The sequence below is a fragment of the Petralouisia sp. genome (assembly GCF_056822245.1).
Map to the genome: position 1 here is coordinate 54617 of NZ_JBQIOP010000007.1, position 15563 is coordinate 70179.

Annotated in this window: 17 protein-coding genes; 16 read left to right on the top strand and 1 reads right to left on the bottom strand. The window is 45.1% G+C overall.

Annotated elements, in window-relative coordinates; translation table 11 throughout:
- Positions 1–11 precede the first annotated feature (11 nt).
- From ACTO17_RS04355 to ACTO17_RS04415, 13 genes are all read left to right on the top strand, one after another.
- Positions 12–1286, top strand: coding sequence for a methionine gamma-lyase family protein (locus tag ACTO17_RS04355; protein WP_482557026.1), 1275 nt, complete (start codon positions 12–14; stop codon positions 1284–1286).
- Positions 1287–1546: 260 nt separating this feature from the next.
- Entirely contained in the window at positions 1547–2239 is a 693-nt protein-coding gene (gene radC, locus ACTO17_RS04360; protein WP_172537991.1) for a RadC family protein, read from the top strand.
- 17 nt (positions 2240–2256) lie between these two features.
- A complete protein-coding gene (locus ACTO17_RS04365; RefSeq protein WP_172537990.1) occupies positions 2257–3276 on the top strand; it encodes a rod shape-determining protein in 1020 nt (339 codons plus the stop codon).
- Between the two features lie 14 nt (positions 3277–3290).
- Positions 3291–4163: a rod shape-determining protein MreC gene (mreC, locus tag ACTO17_RS04370; RefSeq protein WP_172537989.1), complete on the top strand. Its 873-nt coding sequence runs from the start codon at positions 3291–3293 to the stop codon at positions 4161–4163.
- Between the two features lies 1 nt (position 4164).
- Positions 4165–4689: a rod shape-determining protein MreD gene (gene mreD / locus ACTO17_RS04375; RefSeq protein ID WP_172537988.1), complete on the top strand. Its 525-nt coding sequence runs from the start codon at positions 4165–4167 to the stop codon at positions 4687–4689.
- A complete protein-coding gene (locus ACTO17_RS04380) occupies positions 4682–7570 on the top strand; it encodes a penicillin-binding transpeptidase domain-containing protein (protein WP_482557027.1) in 2889 nt (962 codons plus the stop codon). Before mreD ends, ACTO17_RS04380 begins: the two co-directional genes overlap by 8 nt.
- Positions 7571–7581: 11 nt before the next feature.
- Positions 7582–8274 (top strand): septum site-determining protein MinC, encoded by a 693-nt coding sequence (locus tag ACTO17_RS04385; protein ID WP_482557028.1) that lies wholly within the window; start codon positions 7582–7584, stop codon positions 8272–8274.
- A 21-nt stretch (positions 8275–8295) separates the two neighbouring features.
- Positions 8296–9087, top strand: coding sequence for a septum site-determining protein MinD (gene minD, locus ACTO17_RS04390; RefSeq protein WP_172537985.1), 792 nt, complete (start codon positions 8296–8298; stop codon positions 9085–9087).
- Between the two features lie 12 nt (positions 9088–9099).
- A complete protein-coding gene (minE, locus tag ACTO17_RS04395; RefSeq protein ID WP_135989069.1) occupies positions 9100–9381 on the top strand; it encodes a cell division topological specificity factor MinE in 282 nt (93 codons plus the stop codon).
- A gap of 57 nt (positions 9382–9438) precedes the next feature.
- A complete protein-coding gene (locus tag ACTO17_RS04400) occupies positions 9439–10563 on the top strand; it encodes an FtsW/RodA/SpoVE family cell cycle protein (protein ID WP_172537984.1) in 1125 nt (374 codons plus the stop codon).
- 1 nt (position 10564) lies between these two features.
- Positions 10565–10960, top strand: coding sequence for a methylglyoxal synthase (gene mgsA, locus ACTO17_RS04405; protein ID WP_172537983.1), 396 nt, complete (start codon positions 10565–10567; stop codon positions 10958–10960).
- On the top strand, positions 10944–11942 hold the full coding sequence (locus ACTO17_RS04410) for a D-alanyl-D-alanine carboxypeptidase family protein (protein WP_482557029.1): 999 nt from the start codon (positions 10944–10946) through the stop codon (positions 11940–11942). Before mgsA ends, ACTO17_RS04410 begins: the two co-directional genes overlap by 17 nt.
- Positions 11943–12077: 135 nt before the next feature.
- Positions 12078–12497 carry a twitching motility protein PilT gene (locus tag ACTO17_RS04415; RefSeq protein WP_172537982.1) on the top strand — a complete coding sequence of 140 codons (420 nt, stop codon included), beginning with the start codon at positions 12078–12080 and terminating at the stop codon, positions 12495–12497.
- 82 nt (positions 12498–12579) lie between these two features.
- Here the strand turns inward: ACTO17_RS04415 and ACTO17_RS04420 are convergent, their stop codons facing one another.
- Positions 12580–12792, bottom strand: coding sequence for a DUF378 domain-containing protein (locus ACTO17_RS04420; protein WP_016214887.1), 213 nt, complete (start codon positions 12790–12792; stop codon positions 12580–12582).
- A 159-nt stretch (positions 12793–12951) separates the two neighbouring features.
- On the opposite strand from ACTO17_RS04420, the gene ACTO17_RS04425 reads away from it, so the two are divergent.
- Genes ACTO17_RS04425 through ACTO17_RS04435 form a run of 3 tightly spaced genes read left to right on the top strand, consistent with a single transcriptional unit; the run spans position 12952 to position 15563 of the window.
- Positions 12952–14337, top strand: coding sequence for a biotin/lipoyl attachment domain-containing protein (locus ACTO17_RS04425; RefSeq protein WP_482557030.1), 1386 nt, complete (start codon positions 12952–12954; stop codon positions 14335–14337).
- A 13-nt stretch (positions 14338–14350) separates the two neighbouring features.
- A complete protein-coding gene (locus ACTO17_RS04430; RefSeq protein ID WP_172537980.1) occupies positions 14351–15058 on the top strand; it encodes a YggS family pyridoxal phosphate-dependent enzyme in 708 nt (235 codons plus the stop codon).
- The gene (locus tag ACTO17_RS04435) at positions 15045–15563 is read left to right on the top strand and encodes a cell division protein SepF (RefSeq protein WP_172537979.1); all 519 of its coding nucleotides are present in this window, start codon (positions 15045–15047) and stop codon (positions 15561–15563) included. The genes ACTO17_RS04430 and ACTO17_RS04435 overlap by 14 nt, the downstream gene beginning before the upstream one ends.

Sequence of the window (15563 nt, forward strand, 5' to 3'; positions counted from 1 at the left end):
AGGAAAAAACGATGAAGGAAATGTATCAAAGGCTTGGAATCGGAGAAAAAGTCCTGGATTTCGGCCAGAAGCAGGAAAAAAAATTAAAAGAGCGTTTTGAGGAAATTGACCGCATAGCGGAATACAACCAGTTAAAAGTGATAAAAGCCATGCAGTCAAAAAAAGTCAGCGCAGAATGTTTCATGGGAAGCAATGGATATGGGTATAATGATTTGGGAAGGGACACGTTAGAAGAAGTGTATGCAGAGTGTTTTCGGGGCGAAGCGGCATTGGTGCGTCCTCAGATTACCTGCGGCACCCATGCGCTGGCGCTGGCCCTTATGTCCAATCTCCGGCCGGGAGACGAGCTGCTGTCCCCGGTGGGAAAACCCTATGACACGTTAGAGGAAGTCATCGGCATACGCAAGTCCAAAGGCTCTTTGGCAGAATACGGAATTACCTACCGGCAGGTGGATCTGTGCGCCGATGGAACTTTTGATTATGAATCTATCAAAAAAGCCCTGACAGAGCGCACCAAACTGGTAACGATTCAGCGCTCCAAGGGATATCAGACCCGGCCCAGTTTTTCGGTACAGCAGATTGGAGAGCTGATTTCTTTTATCAAACAGATAAAACCGGAGGTGATCTGCATGGTGGACAACTGCTACGGGGAATTTGTGGAAGAGAAGGAGCCTCTGGAAGCAGGGGCGGATATGATTGTAGGTTCCCTGATTAAAAATCCCGGCGGCGGCCTTGCCCCCATCGGCGGATACATTGTCGGAAAAAGAACATGCATTGAACAGGCGGCTTATCGGCTGACTTCTCCGGGACTGGGCAAAGAGGTGGGCGCTTCCCTGGGGGTGATTCAGTCCTTGTATCAGGGGTTGTTTCTGGCCCCAACGGTAACAGCCGCCGCGTTAAAAAGCGCAGTTTTTGCCGCAAATATCTATGAAAGCCTGGGCTTTCCGGTGATACCAGACGGCAGCGAAAGCCGTCACGACATTATTCAGGCGGTGACTTTGAACTCAAAAGAAGCGCTGATTGCATTCTGCCGGGGCATTCAGGCGGCGGCGCCGGTGGACAGCCATGTAACTCCGGAACCCTGGGCAATGCCCGGGTATGACGATGAAGTTATTATGGCGGCAGGCGCCTTTGTCCAGGGTTCTTCCATCGAACTGAGCGCAGACGGGCCTCTGCGGGAGCCTTATGCCGTTTATTTTCAGGGCGGGCTGACCTGGTACCATGGCAAGCTGGGAATTTTAATGTCTTTGCAGAAACTGTATGAGGCCGGCCTGGTGGAACTTTAACAGTTTACCATGAAAGCCTTTGGCTTCCATAGTATGGATGGCCATGCGGCCCGCCGGACGGCAGGCTGAGCATGATGAGGGTTTACAATGAAAAATATACCTCCTGGTACTCAGAAACAGCCGGCCTGGCGGGGCTTTTGTAAATTATTACGGCAATGTTTATGAATTTTTAACAATAAATTAGTATACACAACCATATATTTGTGCTAAAATAAAACGTAAAACTTTTTCCTTTGCTTTGAGAGAGCGGAAGGAAGATTATGAAAACACATATTACGATGAAAGAAATGCCGGAATCTGAGCAGCCTTTGGAGAAATGCATCCGCTACGGAGCCAGGGCCCTTTCGGATGCGGAGCTGCTGGCAGTGATACTGAAAACAGGCACAAGGAATCTGACAGCGCTGCAGCTTGCCCAGTTTTTTCTGTCCCGGAAAGAGAAGAATCTTCTGAACCTGGTGAATATGCGGCCGGAGGAGATGAAAGAAATTCCGGGAATCGGACAGGTAAAAGCGGCACAATTGAAGTGCATTGCAGAACTGGCAGAACGCATTGCCAAAACCAGCAGGCTGAGGGACGTAAGATTGAATGAACCAGCCAGCGTCGCAGGCTATTACATGGAATCTCTTCGGCACAAGACAAAAGAAAATCTGTTGTTAGCGATGTTTGACGCCAAAAGCCATCTGTTGGGGGAAGAAACCATATCCGTGGGGACAGTGACCAATTCCCTGGTTTCTCCAAGGGAGATCTTTATGATAGCCATGGAGTACAGAGCGGCCCATATTGTGCTTCTCCATAACCACCCCAGCGGAGACCCGACGCCCAGCGAAGCAGATCTTGCCGTAACCAGGCGTGTGGCGGAGGGCGGAAGGATTCTGGAGATTGTTCTTGCGGATCACATTATCATCGGCGATAACAGATATATCAGCTTTAGAGAAAATGGCCTTTTAGGTTGAGGAAAGGAACGTAGATTATGTCAACAAATGTTTATGGAATTGATTTGGGTACCTGCAATTTAAAAGTATTTTGCAAAGGAACCGGTAAAGTAATCAATGAGAAGAATACCATTGCGATTGTGAACAAGAACCAGCTTTATGCATTCGGAAATGATGCATATGCCATGTATGAGAAGGCGCCGGATTCCATCAAAGTATCATTTCCAGTGGTAAATGGAGTGATTGCAGATTACAATAATATGCAGAATATGATCGGCGAAGTGCTGGACAAGCATGTGAAAAACCATATCAAGGGAGCGGAATTTATCGTTGCCGTGCCTACGGATATTACGGAAGTGGAGAAAAAGGCGTTTTTTGACCTGTTTTACAAAAGCCGGTTTAAGCCAAAGAGCGTGCTGCTCTGTGAAAAACCCATTGCAGACGCAGTGGGCCTGGATCTGGATGTGAATTCTCCCACCGGATTTATGATTGTAAATATCGGCGCGGACACCACGGAGATCTCTGTGATTTCTCTGGGAGGACTGGTATTGAGCGATTTGCTTCATTTCGGCGGAAAACGTATTGATGAATCCATCATCAACCATTTAAAACGCAATTTTGGACTGGTTATCGGCCAGAAAACCGCCATGTATCTCAAAGAGACCCTCGGCTGCGCGCTGCCGGAGGAAGAGGAGACCAGCGCAGTGATTGTGGGGCGGGATGTGGTCAGCGGTCTGCCCATTGAGATGGAAATTTCATCTCCTGTGATATACGAGGCCATCAAGGACAATCTGAATTCCATCTGCAATTCCATTAAGATGATTTTGGAAAAGACGCCGCCGGAGCTGGCCCGGGACATCATTCATTCCGGCATCTATATTACCGGAGGCTCTTCTAAGATCAAACGGCTGGACGAACTGTTTACACAGATTACCAATATAAAGGTAAACACCTGTGAGTTGCCGGAAGAGAGCGCGGTCAGAGGTTTGAACAAGATTGTTTCCGATGAAAAATTCCGGAAACTGGCGTTTAGCATGAAGAGCAGAATTTATAAATAAAGGTGTAATCATTTATGAGACGTAAATCAACAAAACATTCGATTCCAACCAAATACACGCTGCTGTTTTTAACGGTTTTCTGTGTGATTGTCATGTTCGTAAGTTTTACGCTGAATCTGTCAGGAGGCCCCTTGAATACAGTGGCAGGATACGTGTTTGTGCCCATGCAGAAAGGGATCAATACCGTTGGAAACTGGTTTTTGTCGAAAGCGGACGATTTGAAATCCCTGCGGGATGTGATGGCGGAAAACAAAGAGCTGCAGGAGGAAGTGGACCGGCTGACCCAGGAGATAAATAATATCAAACTGGAGCAGTATGAACTGGAGAATCTCCGGGAGCTGATGGAGCTGGATCAGAAATATCCCAGTTATGAGAAAGTTGCGGCCCGGGTAACCGGCAGCGACGGAGGAAACTGGTTCAATATTTTCACCATTGACAAAGGCAGCAACGACGGAATTGAGAAGGATATGAATGTCATCGCTGGAAGCGGACTGGTGGGAATTGTCATTGACACAGGCCCTAATTACGCCAAGGTGCGTTCTATTATTGATGACGCAAGCAATGTCAGCGGCATGTCCCTTTCCACGGCGGATCGCTGCATTATCAATGGAAACCTGGCTGAGATGAACGAACATCAGGTCATTGAATTTTCTGATTTGAAGTGTGAGGATGACGCAGTGGCCTCCGGGGAACAGATGGTAACCTCCCATATCAGCGACAAATATCTGGAGGGGATTCTGATTGGATATGTCAGTGAGATTGAGCGGGACGCCAATAACCTGACTTATTCCGGCACCATTACGCCGGCAGTGGACTTCAGGCATTTGCAGGAGGTTCTGGTGATTCTGGATAAAAAGACGATTCAGGAAGAAAAGAAGGAGCAATAAGATGAAGCTGAGACGTAAATTTTCTGTGTTTGTGATAATTACCGTCTGCTTTCTGCTGCAGACCACATTGTTTCAAACCTTGTCTCTCGCCTCCATTTCACCCAATCTTCTGATTGTGGTGACTTCCGCCTTCGGATTTATGCGGGGGAGAAAAGAGGGGATGTGGACGGGATTTTTCTGCGGGCTTCTGTTAGACATTTTCTTCGGCAGCGTCATTGGATTTTATGCCCTGATTTATGCATATCTGGGCTATATCAACGGATTTTTCCGCAAAATGTTTTTTCCGGATGATATTAAGCTGCCGCTGATACTGATTTCAGTCAGCGACTTTTCTTACAACCTGTTAGTGTATCTGTTTTTATTTTTCCTGCGGGGAAAGTTCCGGTTTGACTATTATCTGATACACATTATTCTGCCGGAACTGGTGTATACGATTCTGGTAACCATTATTCTCTATTTTATCATTCTGAGAATCAATCAGAAATTAGAGAGCATTGAGAGAAGGAGTGCAAGTAAGTTTGTTTGAGTTTATCAAGAATTTTCTGAAAAAGTTAATAGGTTCCAGGTTATTTGTGCTCAGCGTGGTTTTAATTGGGCTCTTCGGCATTCTGGTACAGCGGATTTTTGTACTGCAGATTATCAACGGGGAAGAATATATGGATAATTATACCCTGCGGATTCAGAAGGAAAGAGTGACTTCCGGAACCAGGGGCAGTATTTATGACCGCAACGGGAAGCTGCTGGCCTACAACGAGCTTTCTTATTCTGTTACCATTGAGGACAACGGAATCTATGAAAGCAACCGGCAGAAGAATAAAATGCTGAATCAGGAACTGAACACCGTGATTCACATGATTGAAGATAAAGGCGACTCCATTACCAATACCTTCGGGATTCAGAAAAATGAAAGCGGAGTCTATGATTTTGTGGTATCCGGCCAGGCGTTAAAGCGTTTTCTGGCCGACGTTTACGGACATAACAAAACAGATGAACTGAAATATAATAAAAAATTAGGCTATAACGAAGGTTCTGCCAAGCCGGAGCAGGTGATGGAGTACCTGCAGGGGAAATTTGCCATCTATGTGGAAGGCAGAGAATATAAAGAGAAAATAGAGGGAGAACCTGATTTTTATACAGAAGAGGAAGCATACAAGATTATGATTCTGCGGTATGCCATTTCCCAGAACAGCTTTCAGCGGTATGTGCTGACTACCATTGCCCAGAATGTCAGCGAGGAGACTGTGGCAGTTATTAAGGAGAATTCTGAGAACCTGCAGGGAATTGACGTGGTGGAGGACAGCATCCGCGAATATGTGGACAGTATTTATTTCTCCCATATTATCGGTTATACCGGTAAAATATCCCAGACAGAGTATGACGACCTTTCCAAAGAAAATGATTCCTATACCCTGAATGATGTTATCGGCAAATCCGGCATTGAACAGGTTATGGATCAGGAGCTGCAGGGGACAAAGGGAACGGAGAAGTTCTATGCAGACAGTGTGGGCAGGATTACCGAGATGATAGAGCAGGTGGACGCTTCCTCCGGAAATGATGTGTATCTGTCTCTGGATGCAGATCTGCAGAAAGCCGTTTACTGTATGCTGGAGCAGGAGCTGGCCGGCATCTTATATGCCACCATAGAAAACATCAAGGAATATGATACCAGTACAGGCTCTGCGTCTGACATTAAGATACCCATTGATGATGTTTATTTTGCGCTGATTAATAATAATATTATCAATATCAGCCATCTGAGCGAGAAAGACGCCAAAGAAGTGGAGCAGCAGGTATACGGGACGTTTCTGAGCAAGCAGGCCTCTGTAATCAGCAGCCTGCAGCAGCAGTTTGCCTCTGCTTCCCCCACCCCTTACGGTGAACTGGACGAAGAACAGCAGATGTATATGAGCTACATTCTTTCCATGCTGGATCAGAATGAAATTTTTCTGTCTGACAAGGTAGATACCGAAGATGAAGTTTATAAAGGATGGAAAAATGACACTGTCAGCCTGTGCGAATATCTCAGGCGCGCCATTTCCATGGACTGGATTGACATTACAAAGTTTGACACGGAATCCAGATATTCTGACTCTACAGAAATATACAATGCGCTTGTAAATTATATTACAGAAGAATTAAAAAAAGACCGGGAGTTCAGCAAAAAGATTTATAAATACATGATAAATCAGGAATTGATTTCCGGCACCCAGATCTGCCTGCTGCTGTTTGAGCAGGGAGTTCTGCAGGAAAGCGAAGGTGACCTGACCGCTCTACAGACTGGGAATTTAAGCGCTTATAACTTTATGAAGGATAAAATCAAAAATCTTCAGATTACGCCTGCACAGCTTGCGTTAGATCCCTGTACGGCAAGCTGCGTTATGATAAATCCCAAAACTGGGGAGCTTCTGGCCTGTGTGACTTATCCCGGGTATGATACCAACCGGCTTGCCAATTCTGTAGATTCAGAATATTTTGCAAGTCTGCAGAGTGACTTGTCCATTCCCCAGTATAACAATGCCACTCAGCAGCAGACGGCTCCGGGCTCTACCTTTAAACCGGTAACGGCGGCAGCGGCCCTTGCAGAAGGCGTGCTCAGCGTCAGCGAGCCCATTGCCACCAAGGGAGAATTTACAGAAATCAATCCGTCGCCCAAATGCTGGATTTATCCGGGAAGCACCCATGGTTCCATCAATGTTTCGGAAGCCATCCGGGATTCCTGCAACTATTTCTTCTACGAACTGGGATACCGTATGAGTTCTGCCGGCGGCGTTTATAACGAGAACAAGGGAATTGCCACCATACAGAAATATGCAGAGCTGTTCGGGCTGAATGAGAAAACCGGAATTGAGATCCCGGAGAATGAGCCCCATATAGCAGATGAATATCCGATTACTTCATCCATTGGACAGAGTAACCACAACTTTACCACTACGCAGATTGCCAGATACCTGGCGGCAGTAGCAAGCAGCGGAAAGATTTATAAATTAACCCTGTTAGACAAAGAAACTACTTCGGACGGAACGCTGGTGAAGGAATTCAAGCCGGAGATTATCCGGGAGATTACAGAGGTGGCCCCTGTGTCCTGGGATGCGATTCACAATGGAATGCGTATGGTGGCGGAAAACAACAGATCCTTTAAGGATTTCCCCATTGCAGTTGCAGGCAAAACAGGTACGGCCCAGCAGATTACAACCCGGGCAAACCATGCGTTATTTATCGGGTATGCGCCCTTTGACAATCCTGAAATTGCCATTGCAACCCGTATTGCCTATGGATATACATCTGCCAATGCGGCGGAAGTGTCCAGTAATATCTTGAAATATTACTTTAAACTTGTGGATGAAGGAACTCTGTTAAATGGACAGGCAGAAGAGATTGAAAGCACTGCCAACGGATTTACAGATTAGAATTTGGAGGGATGAATTTGTCGAAGCCAGTCATGTTAAAAAGCAATAAATACGGCATTAATCTGATACTGGACAGCAGTATGGAGTTTGAAGAACTGCTGAACTGCGTGTTGGAGCGTTTTAAAGAGTCGGAAGGGTTTTTCAGGAATGCGAAAATGGCCATTTCTTTTGAGGGCAGGAAACTGACTCAGGAGGAGGAATTTCGGATTGTGGAAACCATTACAGACAATACTGCGGTGAACATTATCTGCATTTTAGACAATGACGCCTTGAAAGAAGAGCTGATCCGGCAGAAAATTGAGCGTTTTGAAGAGGAGCAGGCCGGAAGGACCGGAGAGTTTTACAAAGGGACCCTTCGTTCCGGACAGGTTTTGGACTGTGAGACCAGCGTTATTATCTTGGGAGACATCAATCCGGGGGCGAAGGTGGTTTCCAAGGGAAATATTGTGGTGCTGGGCGCGCTGAAAGGCAATGCCTATGCGGGGGCAAACGGAAATGAACAGGCATTTGTAGCTGCACTGGACATGGACCCCATTCAGATCAAAATCGGAGATGTCATTGGAAGAAGCGCGGATAAGGCGCCTCTTGCCGTAAAAAAGCGGGGCAGAAAACAGCAGGCAGCGGCAGAACCTCAGGTAGCCATTGTCAAAGACGGGAATATTTATATTGAACCGATTACAAAGGGTCTTTTGAATAGTATATAAAAATCAGGAGGATATGGTAGGATGAGTGAAGTAATTGTTATAACGTCAGGAAAAGGTGGAGTGGGTAAGACTACCACCACAGCGAATGTTGGGACAGGTCTTGCGCAGCTGAATAAAAAGGTGGTTCTGATTGACACAGATATCGGTCTCCGGAATCTGGATGTGGTAATGGGATTAGAAAACAGAATTGTGTATAACCTGGTGGATGTGATTGAAGGAAACTGCCGCATGAAACAGGCATTGATCAAGGATAAGCGTTATCCCAATCTTTCCCTGCTGCCTTCTGCCCAGACCAGAGACAAATCTGCCGTGTCACCGGAGCAGATGATCAAATTGATTGAGGAGCTGCGGGAAGAATTTGACTATATTCTGTTAGACTGCCCGGCGGGAATTGAGCAGGGATTTAAAAATGCAATTGCAGGGGCCGACCGGGCGCTGGTGGTAACTACGCCGGAGGTTTCCGCAATCCGCGATGCAGATCGCATTATCGGCCTTCTCTGCGCCCATGAAGTAAAGCAGACAGAACTGATTGTCAACCGCCTGCGCATGGATATGGTAAAGCGGGGCGACATGATGAATATCAATGATGTGACCGACATCCTTGCCATTGATCTTATCGGCGCAGTACCGGATGATGAACAGATTGTAATTTCCACCAATCAGGGAGAACCGTTAGTGGGCTCCGACTGTCTGGCAGGAAAAGCCTTTGAAAATATCTGCCACAGAATATTAGGAGAAGAGGTGCCGTTTCTGGATTTGGAAATTAAATCCAGCGTATGGGGGAAACTGAAAGAGATTTTTAAGAAAAATTAGGAGGAAGCCGCTATGGGTTTAATGGATTTATTTAAAAGAAAATCCTCCGGGGACATCGCCAAAGACCGATTAAAATTAGTGTTGGTTTCCGACCGTGCAAACTGTTCTCCGGATGTGATGGAAATGATTAAAAATGATATTATCCAGGTTATTTCAAAATATATGGAAATTGATGCGGAAGGTCTGGATATTCAGATTACCCAGACGGAATCTGAGGGAAATAACGGGAATGTGCCTGCGCTGTATGCAAACATTCCCATTAAGGACATGAAACATCCCAATGCTTCCCGATAAACCATGCAGTACAGGCAGGCTGACTATGAAGGACAATAGGTATAAGGAACAGTGATTATGTTAAAACAATATCAGATTAAAAATTACAATTTTCGTTTGATTGTCTATGTGATTGCGCTTACCATGCTGGGAATCAGCGTCATTGGAAGCGCGCAGAAATCTGTGCAGAGCAAACAGGTGCTTGGCCTGCTGCTGGGGCTTTTTGTCATGGCAGTGGTTTCTCTGATTGATTATTCTTTTATATTGCGTTTTAACTGGCTGATTTATATTTTCAATATAGGGCTGCTTTCCCTGATTACGTTCCATGTATTCGGAAGCGATGCCAACGGCGCCGGGCGCTGGATTGACATAGGCGGATTTCGCTTTCAGCCCTCTGAGCTGTCCAAAGTGCTGCTGATTCTGTTTTTTGCCTGGTTTTTTGGAAAATATCAGGAAAAAATAAATACCCTGCCTGTGATTTTGGGTTCCGGCGTATTGATTTTTGTTCCCTGGATTATGATTGAGGAACAGCCGGATTTGTCTACCAGTATTGTTGTTGCAATAATTTTCATTGCACTCTTGTTTTTAAGCGGATTAAGTTATAAAATAATTATAGGCGTGCTGGCAGTTTTGGTGCCTGCCGGAAGTTTGTTTATTTATTTGATCCTTCAGCCAAATCAGAAAATTCTCGATGGATATCAGTGGCGGCGTATTATGGCCTGGCTGCAGCCGGAGAAATATGCGAAGGATGCGTATCAGCAGCAGAATTCGATTATGGCAATCGGCTCCGGGCAGTTATGGGGTAAGGGGCTGAATAATGATACCGCATTTTCCGTGAAAAACGGCAATTATATACCGGAGCCTCAGACAGATTTTATTTTCGCAGTTGCGGGAGAAGAACTGGGATTTGTGGGAAGCGCAGTAATTCTGGCGCTGCTGCTGCTGATTGTGATCGAATGTATTCTGATTGGAAGAAAAGCGAAGGATTTATCCGGCCGTCTGATTTGCGGCGGTGTTGCTGTCTGGATTGGCTTTCAGACATTTGTCAATATCTGTGTGGTAACCGGAATGATGCCCAATACCGGATTACCGCTGCCCTTTGTCAGTTACGGGCTTACATCGCTTGTAAGTCTTTTTATTGGAGTAGGACTTGTATTAAATGTGGGGCTTCAGCCGCTGAAGTACAGAATGGAGGGTTTTTAAAATGAATATAGGATTAATTGCACATGATTCAAAGAAAAAACTGATGCAGAATTTTTGCATTGCCTATCGGGGAATTCTCTGTAAAAACGATTTGTATGCCACAGGCACTACCGGAAGATTAATTGAGGAAGTGACAAATCTGTCAATTCACAAATACCTTGCCGGGCATCTGGGAGGCGCCCAGCAGCTTGGGGCGCAGATTGAACACAATCAGATTGACCTTGTGATTTTTTTGCGGGACCCCTTAACACCGAAATCCCATGAACCGGATGTGAACAACGTGGTTCATTTATGCGATACACATAATATTCCGCTGGCAACCAATCTTGCCACAGCAGAATTGTTAATTAAATCATTGGACAGAGGAGATTTAGAGTGGCGTGAAATGTATAAATAAATTATTATCGTGCTCAGCCTGCCTGATTCTGTCGTTTTCGCTGATTTGCGGCTGCGGGGAACCGGTAAAAGTTGACAAAGCCTATCATATCACAGAGAGCGCCAGATTATACGGTTTGACTGCAGCAGGAGGAAGCGGAGAACAGGCGGAGTATGATTTTTTTGCAAAGGAGCTCTGCGTTGCAGGAAATGAAAATATACTCAGCGAGAATGTGACCGATTCTCTTTCCCAGGCCGCCGGCCTGTTCGATTTGAAGGCAAAGAATATGAAATTCGGCAAGAATGTTCATGAACGTCTCTATCCTGCAAGCACCACCAAGATCCTGACTGCCTATGTGGCAATCAAGCACGGAGACTTAAAGGCTTCTGCAACTGTGACGGAAGCGGAGCTTCAATTAGAAGCGGGCTCTTCGGTCTGCGGCCTTGCTGTGGGAGATACGACCACTTTGGAGCATTTACTCTATGGACTGATTCTCTGCAGCGGGAATGATGCGGCAAATGTCATCGCGGATCTGGTTTCCGGAAGCTCCGAAGAATTCGCAAAATTGATGAATGAGGAAGCGAAAGCCATGGGGGCTACCAGTTCCAATTTTGTGAATCCTCATGGTCTGCAGAATGAGGCCCATTACACTACGGTGTATGATATGTACCTGATTTTTAATACTGCCATTCAGAATGAGGAATTTGAGAAAATTATCAGCACCCGGTCCCACACGGCAGAACTTACCAATTCTGCAGGTGAGGCAGTGACCAAGGAGTGGATCACCACCAACAAATATCTGACCGGCGAGAAAGATCAGCCGGAAGGAATTCAGGTTATCGGCGGAAAAACAGGTACCACCAGCGATGCGGGTTCCTGTCTGGTTCTGTACAGCAAAAAGGGGGAGGACCCTTATATTTCCATAGTTTTTAAAGCGGAGCATGCAGACGGGCTTTACGAGGAAATGACACAATTGCTGAAAGAAATTTCAAATAACAGTTGAATTATTCGTGAATATATACTATAATTACGGTATGAAAATTACTGTTGTCATGCAAAATAGGGAATGAGGCGGAGAATTTACAGACAGCATTTATCTATTTTGTACAAATACGGTTGAGACTAGGAGGAGATTGTCATGGTACAAATTATAGCTGGAGAAAAGGGAAAAGGAAAAACAAAACATTTATTGGAGAAGGTGAATGAATCGGTTAAATCAGCTACCGGTAATATCGTATACCTGGATAAGAGCCAGAAGCATATGTACGAATTAAGCAATAAAGTTCGCCTGATCAATGTTTCAGATTATATGGTTTCAAATTGTGATGAATTTTTAGGATTTCTTTCTGGAATAATTTCCCAGGATCACGATTTGGAAGAGATGTATTTAGACAGTTTCCTTACCATTGCCAAATTGGAAGACGGCGATATCAGCCACGCAATCACAAAGCTGGAGGCTATCAGTGAGAAGTTCCATGTTAATTTTATTTTAAGCATTTCCAGGAACGAAAGTGATTTGCCGGAGTGTACCAAAGGGAAGGTTCTCGTATCTTTATAAGCCAAAGAGCAGATAGTTACGTTTAAGAAAAGGGGTTATCGCAGTGTTCGATAGCCCCATTCTCTGTTGCGTTCAAATGGTACTAAGCTTCGTTGATGGAACGGATACGTCCGAATACACTGCAGAGGTACAGACCGCCGATTCCTACAATTCCATAGATAATCCGGGTGAGCCAGCTCATATCGCCGAATAAAAATGATACCAGGTCGAAACGGAATAATCCAATCAATCCCCAGTTGACAGCGCCAATAATCACCAGTGCCAGTAGTGTGTAATCTAAGCCTTTGGTATTCATATGCATTCCTCCTTTTACATGAATTTAGTATTTCCAACAGGGATGAAATCATGTTGGAAGTTTCTGGAAGCAGTATTGAGTTTCTGCTTTTAAAGTGTTAGAATAGAACGGTCAGTTTCCTTGGAATAGTGATATTCAAAAAGACAGGACTTGAATGATATGGCAAATAAAAAAAATAAAAAAGTTGTAAAATTTCACAGAACGTCGCATTTTAATATAGGAGTACTGGTATTCCTTATTATTTTTGTGTATATGATTTATAACATTTTTCAGTATTTTACCGCCAAGCAGGTGGCAGTGTATGAGGTGACCCAGGGAACCATCACGCAGAATAATACCTTTACCGGAGTGGTTCTGCGGGAGGAAAAAGTGTTTCAGACAGAGAAGTCCGGATACATCAATTATTACAGCAAGGACGCTGCCAAAGTCAGCGTCAACTCTTATGTGTATTCCATTGACGAAACAGGAGACTTTTATAAGGAAATTACCAGTCAGAACGACGGACAGCTTTTTAAGGAAAAAGGTTCCTATGATGAACTGGAGAAAACGGCTGCAAATTATGTGCTGGATTATTCCGATGTAAATTTTTACCAGGTCTATACCTTTCAGTACGATATGGAAGCGGAATTGATGGAAGCCATCGGCTCAAACGCTCTGTCAAATCTGGATAATTATACCGGAGGCTCTTCTGGTTTTCATTCTTATCTGGCGCCGGAACCAGGCATTGTGGTATACAACACAGACGGTCTGGAACAAGTGACCGCCGATAATTTTACGGCGGATATTTTCAATGCATCCGCCCATACGAAGAATAATCTGGTGTCCCGGGAGCAGGTGACCGCAGGAGAGCCTGCCTTTAAACTGATCACCAGTGAAATCTGGGATCTGGTGATTCCCATTGACAAGAAGCTGGCGGAGGATTTGGCCAAGGAGAGCAATATCCAGGTGGAATTTAAAAAAGACAATTCCACGGCATGGGGAGCTTCCCGTATTTTAAATCAGGGGGAGCAATGGTATCTGATTCTTAACTTTCAGAATTCGGCATCCAGATTTGCCACTGACCGGTATCTGGATGTGGAATTGCTGCTGTCGGATACCAGCGGCCTTAAGATTCCCAATACGGCGTTGACGAAAAAATCTTTTTTCCTGATTCCCAAAGAATTCCTCACCAAAGGAGGAGATAACAATACCAACGGTGTTACCCGCCAGTATGAGGATGAAAAAGGCAAAACCGTGATGGAATTCACCCCGGTTTCCGTGGCGGAGGAGACGGAGGACAAGTACTATATCACCGGAAAAGGACTGGAAAAAGGGGATTTGGTGATTAAGCCGGATTCCAATGAGAAATACAGCCTGGAAGAAACGGCGTCTTTGCAGGGAGTTTACAATATCAACAGAGGATATGCCGTGTTCCGCAAGGTGGAAATATTATTTCAGAATCAGGAGTACACCATTGTGGATACTGGAACCAATTATGGAATTTCCATGTATGACCATATTGCGCTGGATTCCTCTGCGATTAAAGAAAATGAAATTATACGGTAGGAGGTAACCTGACATGATAAAAGAAAATCTGGCAAAAGTGCATGAGAATATCAGAAAAGCCTGTGAGAAGGCAGGAAGAAACCCAAAGGAGGTCACATTGATTGCGGTCAGCAAAACGAAGCCGGTTCCCATGTTAGAAGAGGCGTACCAGGCGGGAAGCCGTGAGTTCGGAGAGAATAAAGCCCAGGAAATTATGGATAAGTATCCGGCGCTGCCCGCTGATATCCATTGGCATATGATTGGCCATCTGCAGCGTAATAAAGTGAAATATGTGATAGACAAAGTCTGTCTGATTCATTCGGTGGATTCGCTGCGTCTGGCAGAAGAAATCAGCAGCCAGGCGGAAAAAAAGCAGGTGGAAATGGATATTTTAGTGGAGGTTAACATTGCCGAAGAAGAGAGCAAATTCGGGACTTCCAGAGAAGAAGCCGTCCGGTTGGTGGAAGAAATTGCCAGGCTTCCCCACATACACATCCAGGGGCTTATGACAATTGCGCCCTTTGTGGAAAACCCGGAAGATAATCGGGAATATTTTCGCCAAATCAGAGAATTATCTGTTGACATAATGCAGAAAAACATTGATAATGTAAATATGTCTGTGCTGTCCATGGGCATGACAGGCGATTATATGGTAGCAATCGAAGAGGGTGCCACAATGGTTCGGGTTGGAACCGGCATTTTTGGAGAAAGAAACAAGGGAGATTATTATGGGAATGCTTGATAAATTCTTAGATGTCATGAGATTGAATTCGGATGATGATGATTTTTATGACGATGATTACTATGATGACGACGACTACGAAGAAGAAAAACCCAAACGGAAGAGTATTTTAAAAGATAAGGATTCGGAAGACGAAGAAGAGTTTGAGGAAAAGCGTCCCCGTCCGGTAAAGACCCAGAAGGTAACGCCGATGCGTTCTTACAAGAAACAGGGAAACGGCATGGAAGTGTGTGTCATTAAGCCCACCAATGTGGAGGATGCCCGGGAGATTACAGAGACGCTGCTGTTAAACCGCACCGTTGTGCTGAATGTGGAAGGACTGGATGTAGATATTGCCCAGCGAATTATAGATTTCACCTCAGGCTCCTGTTTTGCCATCAACGGTAATCTGCAGAAGATTTCCAATTACATATTTATTATCACTCCGCCCAGCGTGGATATTTCCGGTGATTTCGCAAATATTATGGATGCGTTTGATGTACCTCCCATTAAGACGGAATTTTAA

Coding starts and splice junctions, on each gene's coding strand:
- ACTO17_RS04355 (WP_482557026.1), top strand. CDS start 12: ATGAAGGAAATGTATCAAAGGCTTGGAATCGGAGAAAAAGTCCTGGAT.
- radC (WP_172537991.1), top strand. CDS start 1,547: ATGAAAACACATATTACGATGAAAGAAATGCCGGAATCTGAGCAGCCT.
- ACTO17_RS04365 (WP_172537990.1), top strand. CDS start 2,257: ATGTCAACAAATGTTTATGGAATTGATTTGGGTACCTGCAATTTAAAA.
- mreC (WP_172537989.1), top strand. CDS start 3,291: ATGAGACGTAAATCAACAAAACATTCGATTCCAACCAAATACACGCTG.
- mreD (WP_172537988.1), top strand. CDS start 4,165: ATGAAGCTGAGACGTAAATTTTCTGTGTTTGTGATAATTACCGTCTGC.
- ACTO17_RS04385 (WP_482557028.1), top strand. CDS start 7,582: ATGAATTTGTCGAAGCCAGTCATGTTAAAAAGCAATAAATACGGCATT.
- minD (WP_172537985.1), top strand. CDS start 8,296: ATGAGTGAAGTAATTGTTATAACGTCAGGAAAAGGTGGAGTGGGTAAG.
- minE (WP_135989069.1), top strand. CDS start 9,100: ATGGGTTTAATGGATTTATTTAAAAGAAAATCCTCCGGGGACATCGCC.
- ACTO17_RS04400 (WP_172537984.1), top strand. CDS start 9,439: ATGTTAAAACAATATCAGATTAAAAATTACAATTTTCGTTTGATTGTC.
- mgsA (WP_172537983.1), top strand. CDS start 10,565: ATGAATATAGGATTAATTGCACATGATTCAAAGAAAAAACTGATGCAG.
- ACTO17_RS04415 (WP_172537982.1), top strand. CDS start 12,078: ATGGTACAAATTATAGCTGGAGAAAAGGGAAAAGGAAAAACAAAACAT.
- ACTO17_RS04420 (WP_016214887.1), bottom strand. CDS start 12,792: ATGAATACCAAAGGCTTAGATTACACACTACTGGCACTGGTGATTATT.
- ACTO17_RS04425 (WP_482557030.1), top strand. CDS start 12,952: ATGGCAAATAAAAAAAATAAAAAAGTTGTAAAATTTCACAGAACGTCG.
- ACTO17_RS04430 (WP_172537980.1), top strand. CDS start 14,351: ATGATAAAAGAAAATCTGGCAAAAGTGCATGAGAATATCAGAAAAGCC.
- ACTO17_RS04435 (WP_172537979.1), top strand. CDS start 15,045: ATGGGAATGCTTGATAAATTCTTAGATGTCATGAGATTGAATTCGGAT.